The following is a 17,481-nucleotide window of genomic DNA, read 5'->3' on the forward strand; positions in this document are numbered from 1 at the left end:
AAGAGTCATGCTATCAAGCTTCTACCTCGAAGTGAAATTGCGGTAATGAGGTAGGGTGCCGACCTATTGCAATATGCAACATTATTGCATATTGTGCGTTGAGTTGCTTCGGGATGACTTGATTGCAAAACGCGAAGTTAGGCACCACAAATGGCCCCCGCTGTAAAGAATGCGGAGTCGAACGCCGGGTTTCGACCCCTGTCAATCGACGAGGAACTCGATTCGATCGATCATCAGGTGCTGGATCTGATGCGTCGCGTGGATGAACAGGCTCACTGGAGCAAGTTGATTGCCTGTGCGCTACGAGTCGGATTGACGCTGCGTGACATCGCAGAAGTACTCCCCTGCGCCGTTTCCACTGTTTCGCGCTGGCAATCCGGCCGCACCGCCCCGCCCGTCTTCATGAGGCTGCCGCTGAAGAATTTGCTCGTGAATATGGTCGAAACCCGACTGGTCGCGAGAGAAGCAGCCGAAACCCGCAAACTCCTCAGCGCAGGTTGACGGCGGTACCCGCCATTGCGCCAAGCAGGATCGTGAGAAGGCGGATCGTCACGCAGTTCAGGTTGCCGGAGATCCCCCGAGCTTCGCCTCCAGCGCCGCAATGCGCGCCTTCAGGGCCTCGTTCTCCTCACGCGCCAGACGGGCCATGTCCTTGACCGCCTCGAACTCCTCGCGCTTGACCAGGTCCATGTCGCGCAGGAATTTCTCGGCCTGGGTGCGCAATACCGTGTCGACCTCGCGCTTGACGCCCTGGGCCGCACCGGCGGCGTCGTTCATCAGGCGGCCGATCTCGTCGAAAAACCGGTTGTTGGTCTGGGTCATTGGCGGCCTCCGATAAACTTTGCGCGAACAGCTCGGAAGACAATGGCAATCCGGACAGGGCGGATCAAGGGCCGAGCGGCGGTATCCTTGTCATGCTCCGGTTTCCTTGCAATCGTATTCAACGTCCCTGCATAAGAAGAATCAGAAGGCGCACGAGATGATCGAGCAGCAGATCGCGATCCCCACCAAGGACGGCCACACCGCAACCTTCATCACCCATCCCGAACGTGGCGGGCCGTTTCCGGTCATCCTGTTCTACATGGACGCGCCGGCGATCCGCGAAGAGCTGCGCGACATGGCGCGCCGGCTGGCGACATCGGGCTATTACGTGATGCTGCCGAACCTCTATTACCGCTCCGGCGTTATGGAGCTCGGCGCGCTGCCGGCCGATCCGAACGCGCCGGAGCGCAAGCGGATGTTCGCACTGATGGCTTCGCTCACGATTCCGATGATCATGGACGACACCAGGGCGCTGCTCGCCTATGCCGAGGGTCAGACGGCGGCGAACGTCAAGCTGATCGGCACCGTCGGCTATTGCATGAGCGGCCGCTATGCCGTGAACGCCGCCACGCATTTCCCCGACCGCGTCAAGGCCGCCGCCTCGGTCTACGGCACGCAGCTTGCGACCGACCAGGATGACAGCCCGCATCTCGCAGGAAACAAGACCAAGGCCGAGCTCTATTTCGCCTGCGCCGAGACGGACATCTACGCGCCCGCCGAGATCATCGAGAAGGTCAAGCAGGGCATGAGCGGCGCAAAAGCAGAGGTCGAGATCTATCCCGGCACCCATCATGGCTTCGCCTTTCCCAGGCGGCCGGTCTATGACCGTGACGCCGCCGAGCGGCATTGGGAGCGTCTGCTGGCGCTCTATCGCCGCAATCTCGTGTGAGCAGCATGGATCAGTCTATCCGCGAACTCGGTGCACCTCTCCCGCTTGCGGGAGAGGTCGGCGCAACGCGCCGGGTGAGGGCTCTCTCCTCTGGGGGAGTCTTTCAGTGGAGGCATCCTCTCCCCAGCCCTCCCCCGCAAGCGGGGGAGGGAGCGCAATTCCGTCGGGGCCGCAGCTTGCCCATCAAACTCTAAGAGCAAGGCCCGATGCCCTTTCTGCTCATCGACTTTCCCGCCTTCAAACCGATCGCGATCGAGATCGGACCGTTCGCGATCCGCTGGTATGCGCTGGCCTATATCTGCGGCATCGTGTTCGGGTGGCTCTATGCGCGCTCGCTCCTGAAGAAGGAGCGCCTGTGGGGCGGGCCGGCGCCGATGTCGCTGCTGCAGATCGACGACTTCATCCTGTGGGTCACGCTCGGCATCATCCTCGGCGGCCGCACCGGCTACGTGCTGTTCTACAATCTGCCCTTCTTCATCGACCATCCCGCCGCGATCTTCAAATTGTGGGAAGGCGGCATGTCGTTCCATGGCGGCTTCCTCGGCTGCGTCGTCGCGGTGATGTGGTTTGCCTATCGCAACCGCATCCCGATCCTGTCGCTCGGCGACATCACCACCGCAGTCGCGCCGGTCGGGCTATTGCTCGGGCGCATCGCCAATTTCATCAACGGCGAATTGTGGGGCCGCGCCGCCGACCCGCAGCTGCCCTGGGCGATGATCTTCCCCAACGATCCCACCCAGCTGCCGCGCCATCCGAGCCAGCTCTACGAGGCCGGCATGGAGGGCATCCTGCTGTTCACCGTGCTCGCGGTGATGATCCGGTTCGGCGCCCTGAAGCGGCCGGGCATGATCCTCGGCGCCTTCATCCTGATCTATGGTCTGACCCGCATCGCCGGCGAGCATTTTCGCGAGCCCGACGTCCAGCTCGGCTTCCTCTGGGGCGGATTAACCATGGGCATGCTGTTGTCGATCCCGATGCTTATCATCGGCGGCATACTTATTGTACTGGCAGTGAGGCGCGATGCGCCCAAGCCCGCAGGGGCCATTCGTTAATTCCTTTCGAGAAGATGGACCGTGACCGAGCAGCCGCTACTCAACGAGATCAGGGCGCTGATCAAATCATCGGGCCCCATGCCGGTCTGGCGGTACATGGAACTGTGCCTGATGCACCCGCGCTACGGCTATTACGTCTCGCGCGATCCTTTGGGCCGTGAAGGCGACTTCACCACCGCGCCCGAGGTCAGCCAGATGTTCGGCGAACTCCTGGGCCTGTGGACCGCTTCGGTGTGGAAGCAGATGGGCTCGCCGCAATTCCTGCGGCTGATCGAGCTCGGCCCAGGCCGCGGCACCATGATGGCGGATGCGCTGCGCGCGCTCCGCGTGCTGCCGCCGCTGTACCAGGCGCTTCACATCCACATGGTCGAGGTCAATCCGGTGCTGCGCGAGCGGCAGAACGCGACGCTGTCGGGCGTACGCAACATCGCCTGGCACGACAGCATCGACGATGTGCCGGAGGGGCCGAGCATCATCCTCGCCAACGAATATTTCGACGTGCTGCCGATCCACCAGATGGTGAAGCGCGAGAACGGCTGGCACGAGCGCGTGATCGAGATCGATCCCAACGGCAAGCTTCAATTCGGCGCGGCCTCCGAGCCCACGCCGCGCTTCGACGTGCTGCTGCCGCCTCTGGTGCGCGCGGCGCCCATCGGCGCCGTGTTCGAATGGCGGCCCGATGCGGAGGTCATGAAGCTCGCCACGCGCGTGCGCGACCAGGACGGCGCGGCGCTGATCATCGATTACGGCCATCTGCGCAGCGACGCCGGCGACACGTTCCAGGCGATCGCGCGCCACAGCTTCACCGATCCCTTGAAGGCGCCGGGCCAGGCCGACGTCACCGCCCATGTCGACTTCCAGGCGCTGGCGCGTGCCGCCGAGGATGTCGGCGCCCGCGTGCACGGGCCGGTGACGCAGGGCGATTTCCTCAAGCGCGTCGGCATCGACACCCGCGCGGCCGCCTTGATGCAGAAGGCAACGCCTGAAATCGCCACCGACATTTCGGTGGCGCTGAAGCGCCTGACGGACACCGGGCGCAGCGGCATGGGCTCGATGTTCAAGGTGCTCGGCATCTCCGAGCCGCGGCTAACAGGCCTTGCCGGCCTCAGCGATCTCGAACAGGCCGGAGGGAACGGATGACACTCACTTCGTCGCTGCTCTCGGCGGTGCCAGGCCTGCGCCATGCCTTCTTCACCCGTGAAGGCGGCGTCTCCGGCGGCATCTATTCGGCGCTGAACGGCGGGCTCGGCTCCAATGACGACCAGGCCCTCGTCGCGGAGAACCGCCGCCGCATGGCTGAGCATGTCGGCGTTGCCCCGGAACGCTTTCTCAGCCTGCACCAGATCCATTCGCCCGACGTGCTCGTTGCCGAAACGCCCTGGCCGGGCGGGCCGCGGCCGAAGGGCGACGCGCTGGTCACCAGAACGCCCGGCATCGCGCTTGGCGTCTCCACCGCCGATTGCGGGCCGGTGCTGTTCGTCGACCCCGACGCGCGCGTGATCGGCGGTGCCCATGCCGGCTGGAAGGGCGCGCTGACAGGCGTGCTGGAGGCGACGATCTCGGCCATGGAAAAGCTCGGCGCCACGCGCGGCGGCATCATCGCCGCGATCGGCCCGCTGATCCGGCAGGACAGCTACGAGGTCGGCAACGAGTTCGTGGTGCGCTTCATCGAGGCGGACGCGGACAACGCGATATTCTTCATGCCGTCGGTGCGCGAGGGACACGCGATGTTCGACCTCGCCGGCTTCATCCGTACGAGGCTGGAGGCCGCCGGCATCCTGATGATCGACGATCTTGGTCTGGACACCTACGCCGACGAGCGCTTCTTCAGCTATCGCCGCTCGGTGCATCGCAAGGAGCCGGACTACGGCCGGCACGTTCACGCGATCGCGCTGGAGGGGTGAACACACGGGCAACCTCGTGTCATTGCGGGGCGATGCGGCCCGCATCGAACCCGGAATGACGTGGCCTGTGGCGCCCCCGCCCTAGACGTTAATGCGTTTTAACGATATCGCTGCCCTCCATAATGAGGGACGCGTCATTCATCTTGCGCCGTGCGGGCTCGCGCGTGCTGGCGGTCATGCTGCTGGCGGCTGCGACCGCGCTTGGCGGCTGCGCCGGTGGCGGTGGTGCCGCAAACTCCTATGCGATGGCGCCAAGCTCAGGCTCCGGGGCGACGGTCGCCTTCGAATCGATCGACGGGCCACCGCCGCAGGTATTCGACCGCATGGTTGGCGTGCTCGACAGCGAATCCAAGCTGCGCAGCCTGTCCGTCGTCTCCCGCGAGGGGACGGCTGCCTACCGCGTGCGCAGCTATCTCTCGGCCCAGATCGTGCGCGGCAGGACCGTGATCGCCTGGGTCTGGGACGTTTACGACGCCAACCAGCAGCGGGCGCTGCGGCTTTCCGGCGAGGAACCGACCTCGGCCAGGGGTGGCCGCGATCCCTGGGGCGCCGCCGACGATCTGGTTCTGCGGAAGATCGCCCAGGCCGGATTCAGCGGACTTTCCAACATGATCAACGGCACCCCGGATGCACCGGGCGCTGCGCCGGGCTTGCGGGGACCAGCGGTGGCGAGCGCCATCCCGGAGGCTCCGGCGGCCGGGATGCCGGCCTCGGCGCTCGGCTATGCCGACCGATAACCCCCGCTAAACCACGGCCCCAAGTATTCAGGAAGTTGCGGCCAAACCGTTGGCCCGACTCAGGATTTTCGAAGGGAAAACGTAGCATGCCGGGTTGCCATTGCTGCCCTCGGCCTGATATTTCCTCGCCCGTCGTAACCGTGCTCCGTGGGTATCCGAGATGTTGAACATCGTGTCCAGCAAAGCGCGGGAGGAAGCGTCCATGTCGGCCAAGAACGGCTCCATCAAGCTCGTCGCCGGCAACTCCAATCCGGCTCTCGCGCAGGCCATCGCGCAAGGACTCGACCTGCCGCTGACCAAGGCAGTGGTCCGGCGCTTCGCCGACATGGAAATCTTCGTCGAGATCCAGGAGAACGTCCGCGGCTCGGATGCCTTCATCATCCAGTCGACCTCGTTTCCCGCCAACGACCATCTGATGGAATTGCTGATCATCACCGACGCGCTGCGCCGCTCCTCGGCGCGCCGCATCACCGCGGTGCTGCCCTATTTCGGCTATGCCCGGCAGGATCGCAAATCGGGCTCGCGCACGCCGATCTCGGCCAAGCTCGTCGCCAACCTGATCACGCAGGCCGGCGTCGACCGAGTCATGACGCTCGACCTGCATGCCGGCCAGATCCAGGGCTTCTTCGACATCCCGACCGACAATCTCTACGCGGCGCCGCTGATGGTGCGCGACATCAAGGACAAGTTCGACCTCTCCAAGACGATGGTGATCTCGCCCGACGTCGGCGGCGTGGCGCGCGCACGCGGCCTCGCCAAGCGCATCAACACCCCGCTCGCGATCGTCGACAAGCGCCGCGAAAGGGCGGGCGAATCAGAGGTCATGAACGTCATCGGCGACGTCGCCGGCTACACCTGCATCCTGATCGACGACATCGTCGACTCCGGCGGCACGCTGGTGAACGCGGCCGACGCGCTGATCGCCAAGGGCGCCAAGGACGTCTATGCCTACATCACCCACGGCGTGCTCTCCGGCGGCGCGGCCGCCCGCATCGCCGGCTCGAAGCTGAAGGAGCTTGTGATCACCGACTCGATCCTGCCGACGGATGCGGTGACCAAGGCGCCGAACATCCGCACGCTGCCGATCGCCAGCCTGATCTCGGACGCGATCGCGCGCACCGCGGCGGAAGAGTCGGTGTCGAGCTTGTTCGACTAGTTCTTCCGATCCCGGAAGGTCTCATAGGGTGGGCAAATGCGCAAAGCGCCGTGCCCACCTTTTTCTTTTGTGATGAAGGTGGTGGGCACGCTTGCGCTTTGCCGACCCTACCGCCTCTCGCTCTGACGCGCCGCAGCACGCCTCACGGCCCCCCGGTTGTTGCCGCCCGCCGCCCATGACATCATCCGGATACCGAGTCATCTCTGCCCTCTGGATTCCTGATGCCAAGCCGGAAATTTGCCTGGGAGAAGCTGTCGGATGACGAGTTGCTCAAGCAGCGCCTCTCCAGCCTGAGAGTGACGGTCGAAGGCACCTGGCTCGAGGACTGCGTCAGCACGCTCCATGAGGAACTCGAAGAGCGGGGCATTCGGCTGCGGCCGCACACATGGATCTCGAGCGAGTGGTTCAGTCCGGGCGATGTGCCGGGCATCGCCATCCCCTTCTATCTCGCCCATCCCCGTCTGATGAAGCTCGAGAAGAAGATGATGTTCGACGTCGAGGGCGGAACCTGGCGCGAGTGCATGGCCATCCTCCGTCACGAGGCCGGCCATGCCATGCAGCACGGCTATCAGCTGCAGCGACGCCGGCGCTGGCAGCAGCTGTTCGGCCCGTCGTCGAAACATTACCCGCGCTACTATCGGCCCAATCCTGCCAGCAGGCGCTACGTCCAGCATCTCCGGCTGTGGTACGCGCAGAGCCATCCGGACGAAGATTTCGCCGAGACCTTTGCGGTGTGGCTGCGGCCGCGTTCGAACTGGCGAACGCGATATGCCGGCTGGCCGGCGCTGAAGAAGCTCGAATATGTCGACGAGCTGATGAGCGAGATTGCGGGAAAGCGGCCGCTGATCACCACGCGAGAGCGCGTCGACCCGCTGGGTCGGCTCGGCCAGACGCTCGAAGACCACTACAAGAAGAAGCAGGCGTTCTACGCCTTCACGCCGCCGAAGACCTACGACCGCGACCTCTCACGGCTGTTTTCGGCCGATCCGCGCCATCACCGCTCAAAGCCGGCTTCGGCCCTGATCAGGGGCCACCGCGCCCAGATCAGGCAATTGGTCTCGCGATGGACTGGCGAGAACCAGCTCACGCTCGATGCCGTTCTCGACGACATGATCTCCCGCTGCCGCGAGCTCGATCTGCGCGCCGTCGGCCCCGAACAGAAGCTCGTTCTCGATTTCACCGTCCTCGTGACCGCCAAGACGATGCACGCGCTGTTTGGCCCGTCTCGGCGCAAATGGATCGCGCTATGAGGCGACTCCGTATTCTGGTCCTGATGCATCCGGATTTCCTGCCCCCGGACTCCTCCGACGGGTACACCCCGCAGGAGATCAACACGTGGAAAACGGAATACGACGTGGTGAGCACCCTGCGCGCGGCCGGCCACGACGTCCGCCCGCTCGGCGCGCAGGAGGAGATCAAGCCGGTGCGCGAGGCGATCGAGGAGTTCAAGCCGCACGTGGTCTTCACGCTGCTGGAGGAATTCCACAACAACGTCGCCTTCGACCAGCACATCGCCAGCTATCTCGAGCTGATGAAGGTCCCTTATACCGGGTGCAATCCGCGCGGCCTGATCCTGGCGCGCGGCAAGGATTTGTCCAAGACGCTGGTGCATCACCGCCGGATTGCGGCGCCGGCCTTCGCCGTCTTCCCGATGCGCCGCAAGGTGAAGCGCCCGACGCGGCTTGCGCTGCCACTGATCGTCAAGAGCCTGAACATGGATGGCTCGTTCGGCATCTCGCAGGCCTCGATCGTCGACACCGACGAGAAGCTCGCGGAGCGGGTTGCCTTCATCCACGAGCGGGTCGAATCCGCCGCCATCGCCGAGCAGTTCATCGAGGGGCGAGAACTCTATGTCGGCGTGCTCGGCAACAACCGGCTGCGCGTTCTGCCGGTCTGGGAATTGAAATTCGGCAGCATGGGCGGGCGCAGGTCACGCCACATCGCCACCGAAAAAGCCAAGCACGACACCGACTATCAGGAGAAGGTCGGCATCGTCGACGGGCCGGCGAAAGACCTCGCTCCCGAAGTCACCGCGCGCATCCAGCGCGCGGCGAAGCGGATCTATCGGGCGCTTGGCCTCGACGGCTACGCGCGCATCGATTTTCGTCTCGCCGCCGACGGCACGCCGTATTTCATCGAGGCCAATCCCAACCCCGAGATCGCCAAGAGCCAGGAGTTCGCCACGGCGGCTCAACATGCCGGGCTCAAATATCCGGATCTCCTGCAGCGCATCCTGACGCTCGGGATCAGCCGGGCCAAGGCGGGCGTGTCATTGGGGTGATGCAAGATGGCCGCGATCGTAGAATGGCCCCTCATCCTTCGAGACGCGCTACGCGCTCCTCGGGATGAGGGGTGATGGTCGTCGCGCTGCGTTACACGATCCCCGCCGCGACCTGGCCGCGCAGACGCTCGAGCCCGAGCAACGTCTCCGCACAGGCTGCCGCGACCTCGACGCCCTTGATCGCAAAGTGCCTGCGGAAGAAATCGTAGTGCACCTCGGTCTCGTGGAATTGCTGCGGCGTCAGTACGGCCGAGAACACGGGCACCTCGGTGCGCAGCTGCACGTCCATCAGCGCCTTGATCACGGTGTCGGCCACGAACTCGTGGCGATAGATGCCGCCATCGACGACGAGGCCGGCCGCGACGATCGCGGTGTAGCGCCGCGTCTTGGCGAGCACCTGCGCGTGCAGCGGGATCTCGAACGAGCCCGGCACCTCGAACACGTCGACGTGGGTGAGGTGCCGCGCCTCGGCCTCCTTGACGAAGGCGATGCGGGCCTCTTCGACGACGTCGCGGTGCCAGCAGGCCTGCACGAAGGCCACCCGCTGCGGTTTTGCGAAGCGCGGGTGCTCGACTGCCGGCGGGTCCACGGGAACCGGCGGCTGGGTTGTCTGGGACGTTTCGGTTTGGGGGTCTTGCAACATCTGATTCATGGCTTTCCTCAGTTAAGGACCAGAATCAGGGCACACGGAACGACAAACAGCCGCATCCTGCGATGCGTCCGCCACCGACCGTTCTCTTTCATCCGGACTTTAACCGTCGGCTTCGGAGTTGCACCGAATCTGCTGACCCTTCCCTTCGGTGGAAACCTCGAGGAAGGCGCTCGCGGGCTTGGGCCTTTCGGCCCTTACCGCCGGTGGGGACTTTCACCCCGCCCTGAGAACATCGGCCGTCCGGAATGAACGGCCTAGCTGGAAATATGACGCCGGTTCGGGGCTGCAGCAAGCGCGTTCCGCATGGGAAAACCGCATGGTCCCATGCCGCTATGGCGGGCGCGGCCCTCGCGGGGCGGAATTAACGATTGGGCGCGCCCCCGGAATCCGACTCCGGTTTGTTCTTTTCGTTAATAATTGTGGCGGAGATGAGCTGTGGACGAACGAGTCCTGACTTGTGGACGGACTCGGCAGCCGGTTGCGCAGATTCCGCAAATCACATCAGTTGATCCGCGACAAGCCCGCGCTGATCCGAGGAGATCGCAACAGCGACTCCGAGGGATCGCCTTAACGACATTGAGGGAGCGCGCGCCGGACCAACCGCGTGCGTATCAAAGACAACAAAAAGGCAAGAGGTCGAGACGGCATGTCCCTGCTCGAAGGCACTATCGATTCCAAAAACCATCCGCTCGCGGTGGTCGAGGATATCGCTGCCAGCAACAACTGGCCGTTTGAACGCTCCGGCGAAGACGAACTCACCATTGTCTCCAAGGGACAATGGACCGACTACCAGATCTCCTTCACCTGGATGGGTGAAATCGAGGCGCTGCATCTGGCCTGCGCGTTCGACATGAAGATTCCGGTCGCGCGGCGGGCCGAGGTCCAGCGGCTCGTCGCCGCGGTCAACGAGCAATTGTGGGTCGGCCACTTCGACCTGTGGACCAACACCGGCATGATCATGCACCGGCAGGCCCTGGTGCTGCCGGGCGGGCTCATCGCCTCCACTGCGCAATGCGAAGCCATGCTCGCCGGCGCCATCCACGCCTGCGAGCGCTATTTTCCGGCGTTCCAGTTCGTGGTCTGGGCGGGCAAATCCACGACCGAAGCGATGGACGCGGCGATGTTCGACACGGTCGGCGAGGCGTAAGTCTCGCCTCTCTCTCCAACGTCGTCCTGGACAAGCGAAGCGCAGATCCGGGATCGATACCGCGTGATTTCTCCGCATCGCGCGATGCTTGTTGCTCTGCCCTTCATCCACTAGAACCCTCGGGGTAATGGATCCTGGCTCCCCGTGCGCAATTGCGCACTAGGCCAGGACGACACCAGGTGTGGCAACAGCGATGGCGAACAGCACTCTTCAAAGCATTACCGGCACCATCCTTCTCGCTGGCGCCGGCAAGATGGGCGGCGCGATGCTGACCGGCTGGCTGGCGGGCGGGCTCGATCCGCGCCGCGTCGCGGTGGTCGATCCGTTCATCTCGCCGGAGATCACTGCGCTGGCCACAAAAGGCGTCGCGCTCAATCCCGACCCGCAGGCGGCAGGTACCGTCGAGACGATGGTCGTCGCGGTGAAGCCGCAGATGTTCCGCGATGCAGGCGCCAAGCTGAAAGCGTTCGTCTCGAACGGCACTTCCGTCGTGTCGATCATGGCGGGAATCACGATCGCATCGCTAGAAGAGGTCTGTGGCGGCGCCGTGGTGCGCGCGATGCCGAACACGCCGGCCGCGATCGGCCGTGGCATCACGGTCGCGGTCGCGGCAAAAAGCGTCAGCACCGGACAGCGCGCAGTGGCCGATGCGCTGTTGCGCGCCACCGGCTCGGTCGAATGGGTCGATGACGAGAGCCTGATGGATGCGGTGACCGCCGTTTCGGGCTCGGGCCCGGCCTATGTGTTCCTGCTCGCCGAAGAGCTCGCACGCGCCGGCGTCGAAGCCGGCCTGCCCGAGGCGCTGGCAACAAAACTCGCGCGCGAGACCGTCGCCGGCTCCGGTGAGCTGCTGCACCAGTCGGAGCTTGCCTCGAGCACGCTGCGCCAGAACGTCACCTCGCCCGGCGGCACCACGGCCGCGGCCCTCGGCGTGCTGATGGGCGAGCCCGGCCTGCGCGACCTGATGATCCGCGCGATCGCGGCGGCGACGAAACGGTCGAAGGAATTGGCGAAATAGATAGGCGCTCATGGTGAGGAGGCGCGCCAGCGCCGTCTCGAACCATGCAGGCCCGTCTCTCACCCGCAGCCGTCCTTCGAGACGACCGCTACGCGGTCTCCTCACAGGATGAGGTCGAAGCAAGCGGACGCTAAGTCGCCCCCAGCCGCTTGTTGAACATTTCGACATTGACGAGCCCGCGCGCGTGACGGCCTTCGCCGAGCTTGCGCGTGTCCTCGAAAGCCTCGACCTCGAAGCGGATGACGCGGCGCTCGACCGCGATCACCGTTGCCGTGGTCCGCACCGTCGCACCGACCAAGGCTGCCGCAAGATGGCGGATGTCGACCTCGGTGCCGACGGTGACCCAGCCCGGCTGGAGCGCGCCGCGGATCGCATCGCCCGACGTCATCTCCATCTCCAGGATCATCATCGGCGTCGCATAGACCATCGGCATGCCGGGTACGAAATGCCCGACCGTGCGCTCCACCGGTACCACCAGCGTGCGCTCGGCGCTCATGCCGACCCTGATGACGTCGCGTGCGTCCATGCTTGCCTCAACGGTGTCGTTCCGGACAAGCGCGCCCCAAGCGCGCGCCGATCCGGGACGACAGCGGAAAATGCCGCGCGAGCCGAAGCTACTTCTTCGCCGCCGCCGCGCGCTCCACGAAGGTCTTGCCGCCCTTCATCTTGTGGGCGAGCGGGGCTTCGTTGATCTGGATGACGACGGCGTCGGCATCGACGCCGAGATTCTTCACCAGTGCCTGGGTGATGTCGCGCATCATGCCGGCCTTCTGTTCATCGGTGCGGCCCACGGCCATGCTGACGGTGATCTCAGGCATTGTTCTCTCCCATGCGGCCGAACTCCGGCCATTGACGGTCGCCATCAAACAAGACGCGGATGCCCGGGACAAGCCCGGGCATGACGGCTTGCCGGAATGGCTATCCCCACTTTACGTCATGGCGCGCCAGGACCTCGCGCACTTTTACGACGAGGTCGGCGTCGCTGCACGAGAACTGCGCCGGGCGGCTCTCGCGCCATTCCTGGTTGGAGGCGATCGCAGCGGCCGCCTTGGCGCCCTCGATCAGATCCTTGATCTGCAGCTCGCCGCGCGCCTTTTCATCCGAGCCCTGGATGATGACGCAAGGGCTGTTGCGGCGGTCGGCATATTTGAGCTGGTTGCCCATGTTCTTGGGATTGCCGAGATAGAGCTCGGCGCGGATGCCCGTGCTGCGCAAGGCAGCGACCATCTTCTGGTAGTCGGCGACGCGGTCGCGGTCGAACACGGTCACGACGACGGGTCCGAACTCGGGCCGCGTGTCGAGCTTGCCGAGCAACGTCAGCGCGGCTTGCAAGCGAGAGACGCCGATCGAGAAGCCGGTTGCCGGCACCGGCTCGCCGCGGAAACGCGACACGAGGCCGTCATAGCGCCCGCCGCCGCCGACCGAGCCGAACCGCACCGGGCGGCCCTTCTCGTCCTTGGTCTCGAGCAGGAGTTCGACCTCGTAGACGGGGCCGGTGTAATATTCGAGGCCGCGCACCACGGACGGGTCGATCTTGATGCGGTCCGCACCGTAACCCGACGCCGTGACCAGCTTGGCAATCTCTTCCAGCTCGCTCACGCCGGCCTGACCGACTTCGCTCTTGGCGAGGTAGGTTTCTGCCGCGGCAATGGCCTCTTTCCAGTCGTCGCGCGGCTTGGTGATGGCGAGAACGACGTCGGCCTCCGCCGCACTCAGATTGGCGCCTTTGGTAAAGTCGCCCTTGCCTTCTTCGCCACCATCCCATCTGCCGGGACCGAGCAATTTGCGCACTTCGTCGGCGGGAAACTTGTCGAGCTTGTCGATCGCGCGCAGCACGGTCAGTCTGCGCGCGGCGTTCTCTTCGCCGCCGAGCCCAATGGCTTCCAGCACGCCGTCCAGCACCTTGCGATTGTTCACCTTGACGACATAGGAGCCGCGCGCAATCCCGAGCGCTTCCATCGTGTCCGCCGCCATCATGCAGATCTCGGCATCCGCCGCCGGCGTCGCCGAGCCGACCGTATCGGCGTCGAACTGCATGAATTGGCGGAAGCGGCCGGGGCCGGGTTTCTCGTTGCGGAACACGTACCCGACCCGGTAGCTGCGATAGGGCAGGACCAGACCGTCGGTCCCGTATCGTTCTCCGACATAGCGGGCGAGAGGCGCGGTCAGATCATAGCGCAGCGAGATCCACTGCTCGTCGTCGTCCTGGAACGAGAACACGCCTTCGTTCGGACGGTCCTGATCGGGCAGGAACTTGCCGAGCGCATCAGTGTATTCCATCGCCGGCGTTTCCACCGGCTCGAACCCGTAGAGCTCGTAGACGGCGCGGATCTTCTCGACCATCTCGCGCGTCGCCCGGATCGCAGCGGGGTCGCGATCCTCGAGCCCGCGCGGCAGCCGCGCCTTCAATTTCTGGGGTTTTTTGGGTTTCTCGGCCATGCGCGGCGTTTACCAGCCGACGCGCGAAGCGGCAACTGCCGGCTTGTCCCCTACGGCTGCTCCATCCGCGCCCGGAGGGCATCCGCGTCCGCTTTCGGCAGTGACTTCAGCGTCGGCTTGATGGTTTCTCCACCGACGATCTTGCCATTGCGCATGAACATCCAGTCGGAGCTGTCGGCCTCAGCGAACTCGACCTTATCGCCGGCCCGCTTGCCCGGCAGATCGCGCGGTTCATTGGCGAAGAGACCGGAATAGGCGCCGCCCGGCAACTTCCTTACCTCGGCGATCCAGATGTGCTCACCGCCTTTGCGGGTCGAAAAGCGCACTTTCAGGGCGTGCCCCGTCTCCGACGGTTTCGGCGCCCCATAGGAGGCCCAGAATGTCGACAGCGTGCCGCGGGCGCGCGCGATCGCGGTATTCATCTCCGGATCGGTGGTGCGTACGTCGACGATAGGAGAGTGATCTCGGGGCGAGCGGTCTTCCGCCGAGACCTCGGGCTTGGGGCCGATGGTCAGGATGCCGAAAACGGTGACGCCGGTGACTGCGGCGAGAACGGCCCATTTCACGGGCTGGGAGAGTTTGGGTGCCATGTTCGCGATGTCCGGATGCGCCAGTATCTCCGGGCTTTGTCGCGGGATCGTGGCAGGGCGTTCATGGTGCCCCTCTCCCCGCAAGCGGGGAGAGGGAGAAGCATCAAAACACCTTGCGGATCCAGTTGTGCGGATCGTTGGTGCGGCCGTACTGGATGTCGACGAGCTGCTTGCGCAGGCCCATGGCGACCGGGCCGGCGACACCGCCGCTGATGTCGAAATCACCGCTCACCGAGCGCACCTTGCCGATCGGCGAGATCACGGCGGCGGTGCCGCAGGCGAACGCTTCCTTCAGCCTGCCGCTGGCCGCATCCTTGCGCCACTGGTCGAGCGAATACGGCTCCTCGCGCACGGTCTTGCCGGCATCTCTTGCCAGCGCGATGATGGAATCGCGGGTGATGCCGGGCAGGATCGTGCCGAGCGGCGGCGTCGAGAGGGAGCCGTCGTCGAACACGAAGAACACGTTCATGCCGCCGAGTTCCTCGACATAGCGGCGCTCGATCGCGTCGAGGAAGACCACCTGATCGCAGCCGTGCTGGATCGCTTCGGCCTGGGCGCGCAGGCTGGCGGCATAATTGCCGCCGCACTTGACCGCGCCGGTGCCGCCGACTGCGGCGCGCGTATAGTTCTCCGACACCCAGATCGACACCGGCGCAGGCCCGCCCTTGAAATAGGAGCCGACCGGCGAGGCGATGACCGCAAAAATGTATTCGGACGACGGCTTGACGCCGAGGAAGGTCTCGCTCGCGATCATGAAGGGGCGCAGGTAAAGGCTGCCCTCACCGCCAGGCATCCAGGCGCGGTCGATGCGCACGACCTGCTCGACCGCCTCGATGAAGACGTCCTCGGGGATTTGCGCCATCGCCATGCGGTCGGCGGAGTCCTTGAAGCGCCGTGCATTGGCATCGGGGCGGAACAGGTTCACGCCGCCGTCGTCGCGCTTGTAGGCCTTGAGGCCTTCAAAAATTTCCTGAGCGTAGTGCAGGACGGCACCAGCCGGATCGAGCTGGAAGTTGGCGCGCGCCTCGATCCGCGCCTCGTACCAGCCACCCTTGGCCTGGTTGTAGCGGACGATCGCCATGTGATCGGTGAAGACCCGCCCGAAGCCGGGGTCCACCAGCTTGGCGACGCGGTCCTTCTCTGGCGTCGGATTGGATGCGGGCTGGATGTCGAATGTCATGCTCATGTCGTTGGCTCCCGCTGCCGTTGGCGGCGCTGTTCTGGCGCCTGCCTGCCCGTTCCGGGCCCGGCTGGCTTGATTAGGTTACTGGCCGGACCACCGCCAGCCTTGTTACGGCCGGTTTCCGTGGCCAGCATGTCGGCGAGGACATGCTTTTGCGGAAGGCAGAAGTCCAGTATGTTTTGCCGAAATGCCGCTCGACAATCGCACGGTAGATCTGATCCGGCCGTTGCCGCCTGTCCGGCTCTCTCCGGCCGCTCTTGAAACTGCCACCCGACGCGAAACGATCTAAAATTTCGTGCGGGCTGATCGTTTTGTAACATTGAACCCAAGATACGTCAATATGCCTGACATAAATTTCGCGACTCCCCCTCAAGACGCTGCCGAGCCTCGGCCGGCCGCAGGCGATGGAGGCAATTTGCGCTGGGATATCATCGAGCTGCTGTTTTTCGCCTATCGCGATTTCGTCGGCGATCCCGACCAGGAGCTGGAGGCGTTCGGCTTCGGCCGGGCCCATCACCGGGTCATGCATTTCGTCTATCGCTATCCCGGCCTCAAGGTCGCCGACCTGCTCGATGTCCTGCGCATCACCAAGCAGTCGCTCGGCCGTGTGCTCAAGCAGCTCCTGGACGAGGGCTATATCGTGCAGAAGACCGGCGACAATGATCGCCGCCAGCGCCTGCTCTACGCGACGCCGAAGGGCGAAGCGCTGGTGCAGAAGCTGGCCGGCCTTCAGACCACGCGGATCACCAAGGCACTCGCCGAGATGGCTCCGCAGGATGCCGAGACCGTCAAGCGCTTCCTGCGCGCTATGATCGACCGCGAGGATCCGGACAAGGTGCTCGAGACGATCTTCGCCTCCGTCAATCAAGACGCAAAGGAGTGACCGTGCCGCTCGCTGCCACGCTCACCCGTCCGCCGGTGCAACCGGCAGACGACGCGCCGCATCTGCTGCTGGTCGACGACGACCGCCGCATCCGCGATCTGTTGTCGCGCTTCCTCGCCAGTGAAGGTTATCGCGTCACCACCGCGGCCAGTGCCGGCGACGCGCGCTCGAAGCTTTTAGGCCTGCATTTCGATCTCCTGATCCTCGACGTGATGATGCCCGGCGAGACCGGCTTCGACCTCGCCCGCTTCATCCGGACCTCCTCCTCGGTGCCGATCGTGATGCTGACGGCACGCCATGAAGCGGAAGCCCGCATCGAGGGCTTGCAGATCGGCGCGGACGACTACGTCGCAAAGCCGTTCGAGCCGCGCGAGCTTGCGCTGCGCATCAACAACATCCTCAAGCGCGCCGCTCCGCCACCGCAGGCCGCGGCGGTCGAGAAGATCGCGTTCGGTCCCTACGTCTACCATCTCGATCGCGGCGAACTGCGCCAGGGCGAAGACGTCATCCACCTCACCGACCGCGAGCGCGAGATGCTGCGAATCCTGTCGGAAACGCCGGGCGAAACCGTGCCGCGCAGCGCGCTGACCGGCAATGGCAGCGTCAACGAGCGCGCCGTCGACGTTCAGATCAACCGCCTGCGGCGCAAGATCGAGACCGACCCCGCCAATCCGCTTTTCCTCCAGGCGGTGCGCGGGATCGGCTACCGCCTGGTGGCATCGCCATAG

At 64.8% G+C, this 17,481-nt stretch carries 20 protein-coding genes and 1 riboswitch; of the genes, 13 read left to right on the top strand and 7 right to left on the bottom strand.

Annotated features, from left to right (window positions below; translation table 11 throughout):
- Nucleotides 1–150: 150 nt before the first annotated feature.
- On the top strand, nt 151–501 hold the full coding sequence (locus NR187_RS15990) for a hypothetical protein (RefSeq protein WP_211381490.1): 351 nt from the start codon (nt 151–153) through the stop codon (nt 499–501).
- A 57-nt stretch (nt 502–558) separates the two neighbouring features.
- Here NR187_RS15990 and NR187_RS15995 read toward each other — a convergent pair whose 3' ends face one another.
- Nucleotides 559–822, bottom strand: a complete 264-nt coding sequence (locus NR187_RS15995) for an accessory factor UbiK family protein (protein ID WP_211381489.1) — start codon at nt 820–822, stop codon at nt 559–561.
- 157 nt (nt 823–979) lie between these two features.
- Between NR187_RS15995 and NR187_RS16000 the strand changes: the two genes are divergently transcribed.
- From NR187_RS16000 to NR187_RS16035, 8 genes are all read left to right on the top strand, one after another.
- A complete protein-coding gene (locus tag NR187_RS16000; protein ID WP_211381488.1) occupies nt 980–1,711 on the top strand; it encodes a dienelactone hydrolase family protein in 732 nt (243 codons plus the stop codon).
- A gap of 206 nt (nt 1,712–1,917) precedes the next feature.
- On the top strand, nt 1,918–2,763 hold the full coding sequence (gene lgt, locus NR187_RS16005; RefSeq protein ID WP_211381487.1) for a prolipoprotein diacylglyceryl transferase: 846 nt from the start codon (nt 1,918–1,920) through the stop codon (nt 2,761–2,763).
- Between the two features lie 21 nt (nt 2,764–2,784).
- Complete coding sequence (locus NR187_RS16010) at nt 2,785–3,903, top strand: class I SAM-dependent methyltransferase (protein ID WP_211381486.1); 1,119 nt, start codon at nt 2,785–2,787, stop codon at nt 3,901–3,903.
- Entirely contained in the window at nt 3,900–4,667 is a 768-nt protein-coding gene (gene pgeF, locus NR187_RS16015; RefSeq protein ID WP_211381485.1) for a peptidoglycan editing factor PgeF, read from the top strand. The genes NR187_RS16010 and pgeF overlap by 4 nt, the downstream gene beginning before the upstream one ends.
- 122 nt (nt 4,668–4,789) lie before the next feature.
- Nucleotides 4,790–5,404 (top strand): hypothetical protein, encoded by a 615-nt coding sequence (locus tag NR187_RS16020; RefSeq protein ID WP_211381484.1) that lies wholly within the window; start codon nt 4,790–4,792, stop codon nt 5,402–5,404.
- Between the two features lie 202 nt (nt 5,405–5,606).
- Entirely contained in the window at nt 5,607–6,560 is a 954-nt protein-coding gene (locus NR187_RS16025; protein WP_211381483.1) for a ribose-phosphate pyrophosphokinase, read from the top strand.
- Nucleotides 6,561–6,781: 221 nt separating this feature from the next.
- Nucleotides 6,782–7,810, top strand: coding sequence for a putative zinc-binding metallopeptidase (locus tag NR187_RS16030; protein WP_211381482.1), 1,029 nt, complete (start codon nt 6,782–6,784; stop codon nt 7,808–7,810).
- On the top strand, nt 7,807–8,841 hold the full coding sequence (locus tag NR187_RS16035) for an ATP-grasp domain-containing protein (protein WP_211381481.1): 1,035 nt from the start codon (nt 7,807–7,809) through the stop codon (nt 8,839–8,841). Before NR187_RS16030 ends, NR187_RS16035 begins: the two co-directional genes overlap by 4 nt.
- A 91-nt stretch (nt 8,842–8,932) precedes the next feature.
- Here the strand turns inward: NR187_RS16035 and NR187_RS16040 are convergent, their stop codons facing one another.
- The gene (locus tag NR187_RS16040; protein WP_211381480.1) at nt 8,933–9,493 is read right to left on the bottom strand and encodes a 6,7-dimethyl-8-ribityllumazine synthase; all 561 of its coding nucleotides are present in this window, start codon (nt 9,491–9,493) and stop codon (nt 8,933–8,935) included.
- A gap of 76 nt (nt 9,494–9,569) precedes the next feature.
- Nucleotides 9,570–9,728: riboswitch (FMN riboswitch) on the bottom strand.
- 411 nt (nt 9,729–10,139) lie between these two features.
- Here NR187_RS16040 and NR187_RS16045 point away from each other — a divergent pair.
- Together NR187_RS16045 and proC are read left to right on the top strand one after the other, a co-directional pair.
- Complete coding sequence (locus tag NR187_RS16045) at nt 10,140–10,640, top strand: YbjN domain-containing protein (protein WP_211381479.1); 501 nt, start codon at nt 10,140–10,142, stop codon at nt 10,638–10,640.
- A 193-nt stretch (nt 10,641–10,833) separates the two neighbouring features.
- Nucleotides 10,834–11,658: a pyrroline-5-carboxylate reductase gene (gene proC / locus NR187_RS16050; RefSeq protein ID WP_211381478.1), complete on the top strand. Its 825-nt coding sequence runs from the start codon at nt 10,834–10,836 to the stop codon at nt 11,656–11,658.
- Between the two features lie 130 nt (nt 11,659–11,788).
- Here the strand turns inward: proC and NR187_RS16055 are convergent, their stop codons facing one another.
- From NR187_RS16055 to NR187_RS16075, 5 genes are all read right to left on the bottom strand, one after another.
- Nucleotides 11,789–12,184 (bottom strand): thioesterase family protein, encoded by a 396-nt coding sequence (locus NR187_RS16055; RefSeq protein WP_211381477.1) that lies wholly within the window; start codon nt 12,182–12,184, stop codon nt 11,789–11,791.
- 88 nt (nt 12,185–12,272) lie between these two features.
- On the bottom strand, nt 12,273–12,476 hold the full coding sequence (locus NR187_RS16060) for a tautomerase family protein (RefSeq protein WP_007596840.1): 204 nt from the start codon (nt 12,474–12,476) through the stop codon (nt 12,273–12,275).
- Nucleotides 12,477–12,576: 100 nt separating this feature from the next.
- Nucleotides 12,577–14,097 (bottom strand): histidine--tRNA ligase, encoded by a 1,521-nt coding sequence (gene hisS, locus NR187_RS16065; RefSeq protein ID WP_211381476.1) that lies wholly within the window; start codon nt 14,095–14,097, stop codon nt 12,577–12,579.
- A gap of 50 nt (nt 14,098–14,147) precedes the next feature.
- Nucleotides 14,148–14,687 carry a YegJ family protein gene (locus NR187_RS16070; RefSeq protein ID WP_256807021.1) on the bottom strand — a complete coding sequence of 180 codons (540 nt, stop codon included), beginning with the start codon at nt 14,685–14,687 and terminating at the stop codon, nt 14,148–14,150.
- Between the two features lie 103 nt (nt 14,688–14,790).
- Complete coding sequence (locus tag NR187_RS16075) at nt 14,791–15,873, bottom strand: branched-chain amino acid aminotransferase (protein WP_211381474.1); 1,083 nt, start codon at nt 15,871–15,873, stop codon at nt 14,791–14,793.
- A gap of 337 nt (nt 15,874–16,210) precedes the next feature.
- On the opposite strand from NR187_RS16075, the gene NR187_RS16080 reads away from it, so the two are divergent.
- Together NR187_RS16080 and NR187_RS16085 are read left to right on the top strand one after the other, a co-directional pair.
- Entirely contained in the window at nt 16,211–16,753 is a 543-nt protein-coding gene (locus NR187_RS16080; protein ID WP_211381473.1) for a MarR family winged helix-turn-helix transcriptional regulator, read from the top strand.
- Nucleotides 16,750–17,481, top strand: coding sequence for a response regulator (locus tag NR187_RS16085; RefSeq protein WP_211381472.1), 732 nt, complete (start codon nt 16,750–16,752; stop codon nt 17,479–17,481). The genes NR187_RS16080 and NR187_RS16085 overlap by 4 nt, the downstream gene beginning before the upstream one ends.

The organism is Bradyrhizobium sp. Bra64, from assembly GCF_024519875.1.
In the GTDB taxonomy this organism is placed as follows: Bacteria; Pseudomonadota; Alphaproteobacteria; order Rhizobiales; family Xanthobacteraceae; genus Bradyrhizobium; species Bradyrhizobium japonicum_G.

Coding starts and splice junctions, on each gene's coding strand:
- NR187_RS15990 (WP_211381490.1), top strand. CDS start 151: ATGGCCCCCGCTGTAAAGAATGCGGAGTCGAACGCCGGGTTTCGACCC.
- NR187_RS15995 (WP_211381489.1), bottom strand. CDS start 822: ATGACCCAGACCAACAACCGGTTTTTCGACGAGATCGGCCGCCTGATG.
- NR187_RS16000 (WP_211381488.1), top strand. CDS start 980: ATGATCGAGCAGCAGATCGCGATCCCCACCAAGGACGGCCACACCGCA.
- lgt (WP_211381487.1), top strand. CDS start 1,918: ATGCCCTTTCTGCTCATCGACTTTCCCGCCTTCAAACCGATCGCGATC.
- pgeF (WP_211381485.1), top strand. CDS start 3,900: ATGACACTCACTTCGTCGCTGCTCTCGGCGGTGCCAGGCCTGCGCCAT.
- NR187_RS16020 (WP_211381484.1), top strand. CDS start 4,790: ATGAGGGACGCGTCATTCATCTTGCGCCGTGCGGGCTCGCGCGTGCTG.
- NR187_RS16025 (WP_211381483.1), top strand. CDS start 5,607: ATGTCGGCCAAGAACGGCTCCATCAAGCTCGTCGCCGGCAACTCCAAT.
- NR187_RS16030 (WP_211381482.1), top strand. CDS start 6,782: ATGCCAAGCCGGAAATTTGCCTGGGAGAAGCTGTCGGATGACGAGTTG.
- NR187_RS16035 (WP_211381481.1), top strand. CDS start 7,807: ATGAGGCGACTCCGTATTCTGGTCCTGATGCATCCGGATTTCCTGCCC.
- NR187_RS16040 (WP_211381480.1), bottom strand. CDS start 9,493: ATGAATCAGATGTTGCAAGACCCCCAAACCGAAACGTCCCAGACAACC.
- NR187_RS16045 (WP_211381479.1), top strand. CDS start 10,140: ATGTCCCTGCTCGAAGGCACTATCGATTCCAAAAACCATCCGCTCGCG.
- proC (WP_211381478.1), top strand. CDS start 10,834: ATGGCGAACAGCACTCTTCAAAGCATTACCGGCACCATCCTTCTCGCT.
- NR187_RS16055 (WP_211381477.1), bottom strand. CDS start 12,184: ATGGACGCACGCGACGTCATCAGGGTCGGCATGAGCGCCGAGCGCACG.
- NR187_RS16060 (WP_007596840.1), bottom strand. CDS start 12,476: ATGCCTGAGATCACCGTCAGCATGGCCGTGGGCCGCACCGATGAACAG.
- hisS (WP_211381476.1), bottom strand. CDS start 14,097: ATGGCCGAGAAACCCAAAAAACCCCAGAAATTGAAGGCGCGGCTGCCG.
- NR187_RS16070 (WP_256807021.1), bottom strand. CDS start 14,687: ATGGCACCCAAACTCTCCCAGCCCGTGAAATGGGCCGTTCTCGCCGCA.
- NR187_RS16075 (WP_211381474.1), bottom strand. CDS start 15,873: ATGAGCATGACATTCGACATCCAGCCCGCATCCAATCCGACGCCAGAG.
- NR187_RS16080 (WP_211381473.1), top strand. CDS start 16,211: ATGCCTGACATAAATTTCGCGACTCCCCCTCAAGACGCTGCCGAGCCT.